Raw genomic sequence first — 10,241 nt, 5'->3', positions numbered from 1 at the left:
AGGCCGCAACGGCTACCAACTGCCGCCGCCTGCGCATCCCTTCTCACAACACGGTATAAACTTGTCAAAGAACCCGCAGCACTGAAACGTGCCGCTTCCGAACATCTCAGCGGCGCCCCGTTCTGGATCACCGCGTCGTGTTCGGCTTATTTAGTGATCTTTACTTTCGTTGTCAACCTCTTTTTTTCGAGGCGCTCGACACTTACTTGCTCGGACCGCTGTTTCCTTTGAAGCGTCACTGCCTTGCGGGCCGTGCTGCGTCGCGGGAGGCGGTGTATAGGCCGGCTGGCCGATGCCGCGCAAGGGCTTTTTTCGTCGTCATGATAATTTTTTGACGATACTTGGAGCCAGCGCCGACCAGCTTCGGACGATGACCTCCATGCTGACCCGCTGCTGACCGGCGTGGTCGAGATCGACGAAACCTACGCCGAAGCGGCATCACACTTTCTTGGCCTCAAAAGCGCTGAGCGGGTTTCCGGTACGACGTTTGACGACCGGCAGCGATTTGACCGGCTTACGAAACAATGCCGTCTCTGCTCCGTTTAGCTGTCTGCAATCAGCATAGCCCCACGGAGGTGGGTGCTGCCGGACAGGAGGCAGCCAGCGTGGGCTGGAAAATTCCGAGGAGCCATCTGAAGATCGCACTGGGAGCAGTTGTTCTGGCCGCTCCTCTGCTCGGTTATGAAGTTTTTTCCCTCACCACCTTGCGCCAGGAGCGCCAGCAGGAACTCGAGGCGGAGGCCGGACGCCTTCTGGCGCTTGTGAACGCCGAGCAGCGGAGGTCCGTGGAGGATATCGGCCATATTTTCGCAACCCTGCAGGCAACCGGAGTTCCCCACCTGCCGGCGGACGGCTGCCTCAGCATCATGAGAGAGCTCAAGCGATCATACCCGAGTCATTTGGAAATCCAGGTCGCCGACAGAAATGGGTATGTGTGGTGCGCCACCGAGGCCAAATCGGTTGGGACCGACATCGGCGACCTGCCCAGCTTCCAGGAAGCGCTGCAAAACGACCGCCTTGTCGTTGGCGAGGCCGGGCCGCTCCGCGCGACGGCAAATGCCCAGGGGCGCACGATCCTGCCGTACCGGCAACGCTACCTCGGGGTGGACGGACAGCCCGACGGAACGATGACCGCCTTGATCGACCTGGATTGGCTGAAGGAGTATGTGGCCGGCCTGTCCTGGCCGTCCTATGCCGTCGTCACCATCGTGCACCCGAACGGACAGATCCTCGCCCGCGCGCCGATGGACAGGGGGCTTGTCCTTGGCTCCGTCATTCCTGATCGTCTGCGCTACACATTGGAGGCATCCACCCAGGGCTCGGGACGTTCCCCCGGCCTCGACATGGTGGAGAGGCGCTTCGCCTTCCTTCCGCCGAAGGCTTCGGCGTCAGGGCTGATGCTTGCGGTCGCCGTCGACCCTGTCGAGGCGCTGCGTCCCATCGACCGCTCAGCGGCCGGATCCTTCGCGGCGTTCATGGTGCTGCTCGGGCTGGTGTTCGCCGGCGGTGCATACGGAACATCGCGGCTCGCCATCGCAAGGCGCCAGGAAGCCGCCGCCGCCGCCCGGATGTCGTCCGTTCTGGAAAGCACCTCCGATGCGGTGGCTGAAATCGAGAGCGATTGGACGGTGTCCTACCTGAATCCCCAGGCACGCGACCTCTTGGGCCTGGAACGCGACGTCATCGGAGAGCAGGCACAGGTCGCCTTCGACTGGCTCACCGGATCGGAGCTTGAAACCCGCCTCAAGGACACCATGGATCTCCGCACGCCGGTGGAGTTCGAGTTCCTCGGTCCACGAACCAGACGATGGTTCGCGCTGCGGGTATTCCCGTCACGCAAGGGCGTGGCCATCTATTTTCGCGACATCACCGAGCAAAGGGCGGCGGAAGATGAACGCCGCGCCTTGGCCAGACATCTGGAACACGAAAGATTTCTGCTGCGCGCGATCAACGACAGTCTGCCGATTGGGTTGCTCATCATCGAGGCTCCGTCGGGACGCCTGCTCATGCACAATCCCGCGTCCGAGCAGCTGATTGGACACAGCATCACGGCAGTGTCCGGTGTCGCCGACTACAGCCTCTACGGCGGCCTTCGCGCCAATGGTGCGCCATTGGCCGCCGACGAGTACCCGCCCGCCCGGGCGCTTCGCGGCGAGGTGGTCTCGCAGGAAGAGCTGCACTACCGCCGCGGCGACGGCTCGACAACCACCTTTCTTGTCGAGGCGGTGCCCATACGTGGGGCCGATGACCGGGTGGAGCTGGTGGTGGTGGCCTTCCATGACATCTCCCGGCGGAAAGCCATGGAAGAGGCGTTACGGGAAAGCGAACGCACCCTGAGCGCTGCCCTGGCGTCGGCCAGAGCGGGGACTTGGACCTGGGACATCCTGTCCGGAGAGATCAGCTGGTCGCCCGGCAACTACCTGATCCATGGCATGGAGCCCCGCGATGGTCATGTGCGCTTTGCCGAGTGGCTGGCTGCGGTCCATCCGGAGGACCGAAGCGAGGCGACGAGGGTGGTCAGAAAGACCTTGGCGTCGCTGCGGGGCAGTTATGACGTCGAATACCGGGTCGTTCTCCCGGACGGCGGCATCCGGTGGGTCGCCGGTATCGGCAAGGCCAATTACGACGAAGCCGGCCAGCCGGTCTGGATGTCCGGCCTTACGGTGGACATCACCGACCGCAAGGCGATGGAGGTCGCCTTGAGGGCAGCAAAGGAGGAGTCCGATCGTGCAAACAGGGCGAAGGCACGCTTCCTGGCCGCCGCAAGCCACGACCTGCGCCAGCCGCTTCAGTCAATGGCTCTGTTCGGTGGCGCGCTGCACGCGCATGTGAAGGATGAGCGCGGAAAGGACATGCTGCTCATGCTGGAGCGCGGAACCGAAACCATGAAGGCGCTTCTCGACAGTCTGCTCGACGTCTCCCGCCTTGACGCCGGCGTGGTCAATCCGCAGTTGTCCAGCTTCGATCTGGACACGCTCATCAAGGAAATCGCCGACTCCTACCGGCCGCTCGCTGCCACCAAGGGGCTGTCCGTCTCGACCGACGGATCGTGCAGTGACGTGGTGGTCCGCAGCGATCGTACCATGCTCGGGCGGATCATCCGCAATCTCGTCGAGAATGCCGTCCGCTACACCGAGCGTGGAGGGATCACGGCCTCCTGTCGGATCGAAAATGAAAATGCATGGATCGACGTTGCCGATACCGGAATTGGTATTCCCGAAGACCAGATCGCCATGATCTTCAACGAATTCCACCAAGTCGGCAATCCTGAGCGCGACCGCAGCCGCGGCCTCGGCCTGGGATTGTCGATCGTGCAGCGCCTGTCGCGAATCCTTGGCCACGAGGTCAGGGTCCAATCAAGGCTGGGAGAAGGCTCCGTCTTTTCCATCCAGGCTCCAATCGACGCCGGTGCGGACGTGGCGGAGGACGTGTCGGAGGACGACATGACGCCCCTTCCCGTTGGACGCGGCCGCTTGGCGCTGGTGATCGATGATGACACCATCGTCCTGATGTCGCTGCGGACCCTGTTGGAGGAATGGGGGTACGACACGCTGATTTCCGGCTCCTCCGAGCAGGCGGTAACCATCGTCACCGAGGCTGGACGCCGACCGGACGTGATCGTCGCAGACTATCGCCTGCGGGCCGGACGAAACGGTTGCGAGGCAATTCGGGACGTCCGCAGCCATCTGGGACTGGAGATCCCGGGTGTCATCCTGACCGGTGAGACCGGGACCGAGTGCGCGCGCGACATCGCCCAGTATGGCCTGGGGATGATTCACAAGCCGGTCATGCCGGGCCAATTGTGGGCCGCCCTGGAGCGGCTGCTTGGCTCCACGAGCAACTCACGTCACGCACATGGATCGGATTTCCCAACATAGTTTGTTCTTGGCACGATTTATGTACATCTGCTTTGCGCTAAATAGGAAGCTTATTCCCTTGTTAGGATGTACTCTCCGCTGTAGCGTGGCGGAAATCGTCTGGCGCACCAAGGGCGCGGACCAACCCGATATCCCACTCAATAGGCACCGGGCATCAACCGATGAAATGGCTAAAATCGCTTCTCGTCGCCGGCCTTATCCAGGTCGCCGCCGTCTCCTCCTCCGCCGCTTGGGCCCAGACCGATCTGGACCGCATCAAGGCGGACGGTGTGCTGAAGATTGGGACCGAGGGCACATACGCCCCCTTCACCTATCATGACGCCTCCGGCGCGCTCGTCGGCTTCGACGTAGAGATCGGGCGTGAGGTCGCCAAGCGCATCGGGGTGAAGGCGGAGTTCCTGGAAGGCAAGTGGGACGGCCTGATCGCCGGACTGGATGCCCGCCGCTACGATGCCGTGATCAACCAGGTCGGGATCACCGAGGCGCGCAAGGCAAAGTATGATTTCTCCGATCCCTACATTTCCAGCCGCGCCGCTCTGATCGTGCGCGGCGACAATGACAGCATCAAGGGCTTCGCCGACCTGAAGGGCAAGAAATCGGCCCAGTCGCTGACCAGCAACTTCGGCAAGCTGGCCGAGGCGTCGGGCGCGCAGCTGGTCGGCACCGACGGCTTTGACCAGTCGATCCAGCTGGTCCTGAACGGCCGGGCCGATGCGACGGTCAACGACAGCCTGTCCTTCCTGGACTTCAAGAAGCACAAGCCCGACGCCAACGTGAAGATCGCCGCGACCCAGGACAATGCCGACCAGTCCGGCATCATCGTCCGCAAGGGCGAGGCCAAGCTGGTTGCCGCCATCAACGAGGCGTTGGCCGCTATGAAGGCCGACGGCACCTACACGACGATTTCGCAGAAGTATTTCGGCGCGGACGTTTCCAAATAACCACCTGATGGTCCTCAATGCCCCCTGCTCCATCCGGGCCGGGGGCATTGTCGTTCCTTCTTCGCGAGAGGCACCTTCCCCGTGCTGCACTGGCTTACCCTGATGGCGGACTCGCTTCCGTCGCTGCTGTGGGCGGCGCTGGTCTTCACCGTTCCACTGACACTGGCGTCCTTCGCGCTCGGCCTGATCGTCGGGCTGGTGGCTGCGGTGGTCCGGCTGTTCGGGCCGGCGCCACTTGCCGCCATAGTCCGCTTCTATGTCTGGATCATCCGCGGCACGCCGCTGCTGGTGCAGCTTTTCCTGATCTTCTACGGCCTGCCCAGCGCCGGCATCGTGCTGGACGCCTTCCCGGCCGCCCTGATCGGCTTTACGCTGAATGTCGGCGCCTACACCTCGGAGATCATCCGCGCCGTCATCGGCTCGGTGCCGAAGGGACAGTGGGAGGCTGCCTACTCCATCGGCATGAGCTGGTCCCAGGCCATGCGGCGCACCATCCTGCCGCAGGCCGCCCGCGTCGCCGTGCCGCCGCTCTCCAACAGCTTCATTTCGCTGGTGAAGGACACCTCGCTCGCCGCCGCCATCACGGTGCCGGAGCTGTTCCAGGCGGCCCAGCGCATCGTAGCGACGACCTATGAGCCGCTGATCCTGTATGTGGAGGCGGCATTGATCTATCTGGTGCTCAGTTCCGTGCTGTCGGCGCTGCAGGTCCGGATGGAGCGGCGGCTCGGCCAGTATGGCGGTTTCCTGGAGGCCAAGTCTTGATCCGGCTGACGAACATCGAAAAGCGTTTCGGCGACCTGACCGTGCTGAAAGGCGTGTCGGTCACGGTCGAGGAAGGGCGCGTCACCGCACTGATCGGCCCATCCGGCGGCGGCAAGAGCACGCTTTTGCGCTGCATCAACCTGCTGGAGATTCCCACCTCCGGCACTGTGCAAATCGGGGAGGAGGAGTTGACCTTCCATCCCGGCGGCAAGCCCGGCTGGAAGGACATCCAGCGGCTGCGCGGCCAGACCGGGATGGTGTTCCAGAACTTCCAGCTCTTCCCCCACCGCACTGCGGTGGAGAATGTGATGGAAGGGCTGATAACCGTGCAGAAATGGCCGGCCGAAAAGGCGCGCGACCATGCCATGGCCTTGCTTCGCAAGGTCGGCATGGACCACAAGGCAGACGCTTGGCCGGCAACCCTGTCCGGCGGGCAGCAGCAGCGCGTCGCCATTGCCCGCGCGCTCGCCCCGTCACCGCGGGTGCTGCTGTGCGACGAGCCGACCTCCGCCCTCGATCCGGAACTGTCGGGCGAGGTGGTGGAGGTCCTTGGCACTCTGGCCGCCGAGGGCACAACCATGGTGATTGCCACCCACGACCTGCGTCTCGCATCGCGCATCGCGCATGAGGTGGTGTTCCTCGATGCGGGACAGGTGGTGGAAGCCGGTCCATCGCAGGCGCTGTTCACCCACCCCACCCGCGAACGCACTCAACGCTTCATCGCCACCCTTACCCTGCAGGGGCAACAGGGGGAGGGGGTATGACAAGCAGACGGGCCAAGCGTTTTCTTCAGGCGCTTTTCGAGGTTTCGTTACAGGTTTTGAAGGCGGGCGATGAGGGTCGCTGCAGGTACCAACGCACCGTCCACAGGATCGCTCCGCCGTGAACTGCCGCCCCTTGAACGGGCTCTTTCCGCCGCGCGCCACCGTGTCACCCCAGCCGCCAAAAAGGCTGGGTTTTACCCGATCGTCACCCGGACGCAGACACTGCAACAGAACCGTCGGCGGCACTCTCATCCAACATGAAGCGCGCGCCCGAAAGCATCCAAAATCAAGACCGACTGCCGCGCACGGTAACGGAACGTCACTCGCGTCTTCCCGCTATCCTCCTCCGTCCCCTGTTCGTACAGCTGGTAAACCATGCCCCTTTTCAGTTCTTCCATAAACGCTCCGGGCACGAGCCCAAGGAGCGGAGCGACAAGTGCCGCATCGAACACGAGGCTGCCAGTGCTGTCCACTTTGGCGACCTCCATGCCGACGACTGTCTGCGGCCCGCACTGCGAGCTGGTCATATGCGTCACCCAATTGCTGAGAGCGAGATACAGGAAAGCATAACGTGATCAGCAGAGGGCATCTTTGCGATCCATCAAACCTGTCGTACCAAATCGTCTCGATGCCCAATCAAGCATCTGGTCGCATCATGATCCTCCAGATCAACGGGCTTTGGCCGGATCGCCGTACTGGATGGCCTGTCCCTCGCGATGGGTCTCGATGCCGAAGCGGCCGGCCATCTGGCGCAGGGCATCGCGGTCCTTCTGGATGGCCACCAGGCTGGTGATGGCGAAGGTCGAAAGCTCGCGGTCTGGCGAATTCGACGCCTCGGTCTGGTAGAGATCGACCAGCCTGTCGTGCAGCCGCAACTGGGCCTCGACATAGGCTTTGCCGAAGGCCTCGCCGCTCGCCCCCGACAGCGATTGAACCGCCTTGGCGGTCAGATCCTCCCGCGCATTGGCCGGATTGGTGACGGCTCCGGCGGCGCCGAAGCGGTCCGCTTCCTCCGGCTTCAACTGGCTTGCCGGCGGCAGAGTGCGGGACGAGGACAGACGCTCGAGTTCATTGCCGAGCGTCTTGTGGGTGTCCGCGATGCGCTGCGCCAGCGTGCGCAGGGCGTCGTCGGGTGCCTTCTCGGCGGCAAGGCGTCCCAACTCGGCTTGCCCGCGGCTGGCGAGGGTGGCTTCCTTGAGGAACAGGGCGTCCTCATAGGGGAGCGACTGGCCGGGCTGGGGCGGCACCCGCAGGTTGGAATCCGGCCGGAGGTTGGCTTGCGACCAGACCGGGGCCGGCATCAAGGCAAACCCCAACAGGGCGAGTGCGGCGATCTTGCGCATGGCGGCTCTCCTTCGGGGGTCCGTCACCCCGTCAATTGGCGATAAAGGGCGGGCAACGCCGCGGACAGGCGGCCCACATGCGGAAAGATGGCATAGGCGCCGGGGCCGAAGATGAAGGGGAGATAGTCGCGACCCTTCTCGTCCACCGTGACGCCGAACAGCTTCAGGCCGGCGCGGCGGGCCTCCAGGACCGCCATGCGGGTGTCCTCGACGGCGTGGCGGCCCTCGTAATGGTCGGTGTCGTTGGGCTTGCCGTCGGTCAGCACCAGCAGCAGGCGGTGTGTGTGAGGGCGGTCTTTCAACTGGGCGGTGGCGTGGCGGAGGGCCGCCCCCATGCGGGTGTAGCGGCCGGGCCGCAGCGCCTGGATGCGACGCAGGACGCGGGCGTTCAGGGGCTGGCGGAACTCCTTGACGGTGCGCACCTCCACCCGTTGCCGGCGGTGCGAGGTGAAGGTCAGGATGGCGTGTTCGTCGCCGCAGGCGGTCAGCCCGTGGGTCAGAACCAGCAGCGCCTCCTTCTCCACGTCGAGCACGCGGCGGTCCTCCACGTAACTGTCGGTCGACAGCGACACGTCGACCAGGACGCACACCGACAGGTCGCGGGCGATGTTGCGCACGGCGGTGAACACCCGGTCCGATCCGCAGCCGCCGGCGCGGCGGTCGGCGACCGACGCGACCAGGGCGGAGAGGTCGAGTTCGTCGCCGTCGGGCTGGGCGGGCAGGCGTTGGCGCCGGGGGCGCATCGCTTCGAACTGGCGCCGCACCAAACGGATGCGGCGTAGCGCGTCATCGTCCGGCCGCCACTCCTCCCCTTCCAATCCGGCGGGTTCGGCGATCACGCGGCAATGGTCCGGCAAGTAGCGACGACTCTTCCAGTCCCATTCCGGATACAGGACCTCGCCGGTGAGCGGTGCAAGGTCGGCATCCGCGGGCGCAAGATCGAGGTCGAGCTTGAGGCGGGTGGCCACGCGGCGCTCGTGTTGGCCGAGCGCGATCTCGTCGAGGTCTTCGGCGGCCTTGCGGGCATTCTCCGCGTCATCATCCTCGACCTTGCGGTTCAGGTTGACCATCTCGGCCAAGCCCAGGATTTTCTCGAAGCGGTTCAGCATCAGCGGGTCGTCGCGCTGCGTCTGGTCGCTGTTCCGCCGCGACGCCTTGCGGCGTTTGCCGTCGGCTTCCTCGCCGCTTCCGGCCTCCTCCTCCGTGCCGGCGGCGGGGGCGCTGCCGGCGGGCGGGGCCGATACCTCCCCCCACAGCGGCACCGGCAGGAAGGGACGATAATCGGGAGCGGAGCGAATGCCGTCGAGCGGCGCCGCCGGGTCCGCGATCAAAGCCGACAGCGTCCGGTCGGGCTGGATGTCGGCGCCGAGCAGAGCCATGACCACCGCCTCCACCGCGGCCTCCTGCCCGGTCAGGCGTCGGGCAGGCCGCGCCGCACGAAGGGCGGCGCACAGGCGGTCGTGCAGCGGGCGCAGTCCGGCTAGGCCGTCGAGTGCCCGGTCGGTTGCCATCCAGACACTGCGCAGACGGAAGAGATCCGCCCGTAGAGGGTCGTCCGGGAGCGGAAGCGCGGGCGGCGCATGGACGAAGAAGGCGGCCAGCCACTCATAAAGTCCGGCATTGAGCGAGCGCTCGTCGAACAGGTCGATGCGGTCCGGCAGATGAAGCGTCACGCCGTCGTAGCGCGGGCGCGGGAGCTTTTCGGCGTCCAGCCCAAGGCGCTGGCGCAGACCGAGCCGGTGGTAAGAGGTCTCGGCGGTGCCGGCGGCGAGGCGGACGGCGCCGGGGCCGCCGATCGCGCGGAACAGCACGCCGAGGCGGACGCGCATGTCGTCCAACCGGACCGCGGCCTCCGGATAATGCCGGTAGGAGGCGGTGTTGCCGACGAGGCGGTGCCACAGACCGCCGACGAATTCCTCCGGTTCCCAGAAAGATGCCATGGCGTTCCTCACCCGATCGTGAGTTCGGCGGTCCGCAGCAGGGCCGCCTTCACCTCGTCGTCGTCGGTCAGCGGCTCCACCATGGCGGCCAGAACCGCCTCGTCGCGCGGCATTCCGGAGCGGATCAGCGTGGCGCAATAGATCAGCAGGCGGGTCGACACCCCCTCCTCCAGATCCTGGCCTTTCAGGGCGCGCAGCGCATTGGCGAGGCGGACCAGTGGAGCGGCCTGGTCATGCTCCAGCCCGCTTTCCCGCGCGACGATGGCCGTCTCCGCCTCCGGCGCCGGGAAGTCGAAGCTGATGGCGACGAAACGCTGGCGGGTGCTGGGCTTCAGGGATTTCAGGATGTTCTGGTAGCCGGGGTTGTAGGAGACCACCAGCATGAAGTCCGACGGTGCTTCCAGCGTCTCGCCCGTGCGCTCCAGCGGCAGGATGCGGCGGTCGTCGGTCAGCGGGTGCAGCACGACGGTGACGTCCTTGCGCGCCTCCACCACCTCGTCGAGGTAACAGACGGCGCCCTCCCGCACGGCACGGGTGAGAGGCCCGTCGGCCCAGACGGTGTCGCCGCCCTTCAGCAGGTAGCGGCCGGTCAGGTCGGCGGCGGTCAGGTCGT

8 protein-coding genes are annotated in these 10,241 nt (G+C 65.1%); 4 read left to right on the top strand and 4 right to left on the bottom strand.

Features of this window, described 5'->3' with window-relative positions; translation table 11 throughout:
- The first annotated feature begins 605 nt into the window (after positions 1-605).
- The 4 genes from TSH20_RS24515 to TSH20_RS24500 all read left to right on the top strand — a co-directional run bounded on the left by TSH20_RS24515 (position 606) and on the right by TSH20_RS24500 (position 6,345).
- Positions 606-3,878, top strand: coding sequence for an ATP-binding protein (locus TSH20_RS24515; protein ID WP_158282054.1), 3,273 nt, complete (start codon positions 606-608; stop codon positions 3,876-3,878).
- A gap of 161 nt (positions 3,879-4,039) precedes the next feature.
- Positions 4,040-4,819: an amino acid ABC transporter substrate-binding protein gene (locus tag TSH20_RS24510; protein ID WP_109156751.1), complete on the top strand. Its 780-nt coding sequence runs from the start codon at positions 4,040-4,042 to the stop codon at positions 4,817-4,819.
- Positions 4,820-4,900: 81 nt separating this feature from the next.
- Positions 4,901-5,581 carry an amino acid ABC transporter permease gene (locus TSH20_RS24505; RefSeq protein WP_109154700.1) on the top strand — a complete coding sequence of 227 codons (681 nt, stop codon included), beginning with the start codon at positions 4,901-4,903 and terminating at the stop codon, positions 5,579-5,581.
- Positions 5,578-6,345 carry an amino acid ABC transporter ATP-binding protein gene (locus TSH20_RS24500; protein WP_109156750.1) on the top strand — a complete coding sequence of 256 codons (768 nt, stop codon included), beginning with the start codon at positions 5,578-5,580 and terminating at the stop codon, positions 6,343-6,345. The genes TSH20_RS24505 and TSH20_RS24500 overlap by 4 nt, the downstream gene beginning before the upstream one ends.
- 248 nt (positions 6,346-6,593) lie before the next feature.
- Here TSH20_RS24500 and TSH20_RS24495 read toward each other — a convergent pair whose 3' ends face one another.
- The 4 genes from TSH20_RS24495 to TSH20_RS24480 form a co-directional block, all read right to left on the bottom strand.
- Positions 6,594-6,872 (bottom strand): DUF6522 family protein, encoded by a 279-nt coding sequence (locus TSH20_RS24495; RefSeq protein WP_109156749.1) that lies wholly within the window; start codon positions 6,870-6,872, stop codon positions 6,594-6,596.
- 141 nt (positions 6,873-7,013) lie between these two features.
- On the bottom strand, positions 7,014-7,688 hold the full coding sequence (locus tag TSH20_RS24490; RefSeq protein WP_109156748.1) for a DUF4142 domain-containing protein: 675 nt from the start codon (positions 7,686-7,688) through the stop codon (positions 7,014-7,016).
- A 23-nt stretch (positions 7,689-7,711) separates the two neighbouring features.
- A complete protein-coding gene (locus tag TSH20_RS24485; protein WP_109156747.1) occupies positions 7,712-9,628 on the bottom strand; it encodes a VWA domain-containing protein in 1,917 nt (638 codons plus the stop codon).
- 8 nt (positions 9,629-9,636) lie between these two features.
- Positions 9,637-10,241 (bottom strand): CbbQ/NirQ/NorQ/GpvN family protein (locus TSH20_RS24480; protein ID WP_109492996.1); only part of this gene is annotated, 605 nt, incomplete at its 5' end.

The sequence above is a fragment of the Azospirillum sp. TSH20 genome, assembly GCF_003115935.1.
In the GTDB taxonomy this organism is placed as follows: Bacteria; Pseudomonadota; Alphaproteobacteria; order Azospirillales; family Azospirillaceae; genus Azospirillum.
The sequence above is the reverse complement of the archived record's forward strand: the minus strand, read 5'-3'. Positions and strand labels throughout refer to the sequence as shown.

What these genes read in the sequence shown, in the direction of transcription:
- TSH20_RS24490 (WP_109156748.1), bottom strand. Translation starts at nt 7,688, where the DNA reads ATGCGCAAGATCGCCGCACTCGCCCTGTTGGGGTTTGCCTTGATGCCG.
- TSH20_RS24485 (WP_109156747.1), bottom strand. Translation starts at nt 9,628, where the DNA reads ATGGCATCTTTCTGGGAACCGGAGGAATTCGTCGGCGGTCTGTGGCAC.
- TSH20_RS24510 (WP_109156751.1), top strand. Translation starts at nt 4,040, where the DNA reads ATGAAATGGCTAAAATCGCTTCTCGTCGCCGGCCTTATCCAGGTCGCC.
- TSH20_RS24495 (WP_109156749.1), bottom strand. Translation starts at nt 6,872, where the DNA reads ATGACCAGCTCGCAGTGCGGGCCGCAGACAGTCGTCGGCATGGAGGTC.